This is a genomic window from Noviherbaspirillum denitrificans (assembly GCF_002211445.1).
Taxonomy (GTDB): domain Bacteria; phylum Pseudomonadota; class Gammaproteobacteria; order Burkholderiales; family Burkholderiaceae_D; genus Noviherbaspirillum; species Noviherbaspirillum denitrificans.
In genome coordinates this window covers 852166-853482 of record NZ_LSTO01000001.1, presented here as the reverse complement: position 1 = coordinate 853482, position 1317 = coordinate 852166, and the positions used below count along the sequence as shown (strand labels likewise).

The 1317-nt window shown below is 62.2% G+C and carries 2 protein-coding genes; both read right to left on the bottom strand.

Features of this window, described 5'->3' with window-relative positions; translation table 11 throughout:
• On the bottom strand, positions 1-712 hold a 712-nt coding region (locus AYR66_RS04295; RefSeq protein ID WP_206047052.1), incomplete at its 3' end, for a DUF3683 domain-containing protein.
• Positions 713-853: 141 nt separating this feature from the next.
• Positions 854-1315: a YqaA family protein gene (locus AYR66_RS04290; RefSeq protein ID WP_088709593.1), complete on the bottom strand. Its 462-nt coding sequence runs from the start codon at positions 1313-1315 to the stop codon at positions 854-856.
• Positions 1316-1317: the final 2 nt, after the last annotated feature.

Below are 1317 nucleotides of genomic sequence, written 5' to 3'. Positions count from 1 at the left end.
GCAGCGGACCAGCGCCGCCGGTGTAGCCGGTGCCGCCTCCACGCGGGATGATGGTCAGGCCGAGTTCGATGCAAGCCTTGACCAGGCCGGCCATCTCGTCCTCGCTGTCCGGCGTCAGCACGACGAACGGATATTCGACGCGCCAGTCGGTGGCGTCGGTTACGTGGGACACGCGCGACAGGCCGTCGAACTTGATATTGTCCTTGGCGGTGTAGCGGCCCAGCACCTTGACCGCGCGCTTGCGCAGGTCCCAGGTGTTGCGGAATTCCTCGCCGAAGTCGGCGACCGCCTTGCGCGCGGCCTTCACCAGCGCTTCCACGTTGGCGCTGCGGCGGCGTGCCTGCGGGTCACCCGCGGCGGCCAGTTCAGTGCTGAGGCGGCGCTTTTCGACTTCCGTCAGGCGGTGGTTGAGCGCATCGATCAACGCCTGGCGGCGGCGCGGATTGTCCAGCATGTCATCCTGCAGGTACGGATTGCGCCGCACCACCCAGATGTCGCCCAGCACTTCATAAAGCATGCGCGCGGAACGCCCCGTTTGGCGCTCGCTGCGAAGCTCGTCCAGCAGGCGCCAGGATTCCTCGCCGAGCAGGCGAATCACGATTTCGCGGTCGGAGAAGGAAGTGTAGTTGTAAGGAATTTCGCGCAGGCGGGTGGGAACGATGTCGCTTGGCGAGTCGGAAAGCAGTGCTTGGATTTGTGCGGGGGCGTTCATCAGAATATCAAGACAGACCCTTAAAGGTGCATTTTAGCGTATTGCATTGCACCAGGCGGAAAATGCCTTACAGGCCATACGGCCAAATGCACGAATTTCGCGCGCATTTGCCAAGGAAAACATTTCAAAACAACAACAATATCAGAACAGGTTGACCAGCGAGCGCCAGAATCCGTCGGGAACGAACAGCAGCAAGCTGGTCATCGTCAGGTAGCGCAGGAACTTGCCGATGGCCATGTAGGCCACACATGGCCAGAAAGGCAACCTCAGCCAGCCGCCCAGTGTGCAAAGCGGATCACCGACGCCCGGCAGCCAGGCTAGCAGCATCGTCTTCGCGCCGAAGCGCTCGAGCCAGCCGAACCAGCGCGTACTGCGCTCCTTCGCGAATGCCTGCTTGGCGCCGTAACCCATCCAGTAATCGATGACACCGCCGATGGTATTGCCGAGCGTGCCGACAAGGATGGCCGGCCAGAACAGGGTGCCGTTGGCCTTGATGACGGCGAAAACCGCGGGCTCCGATCCCAGTGGGAGCAAGGTGGCCGACACCACGCTGATGAAGAAAACCGAGGTCAGGCCGACGTCGGGAATGGCGAGCTCGCTCAGCA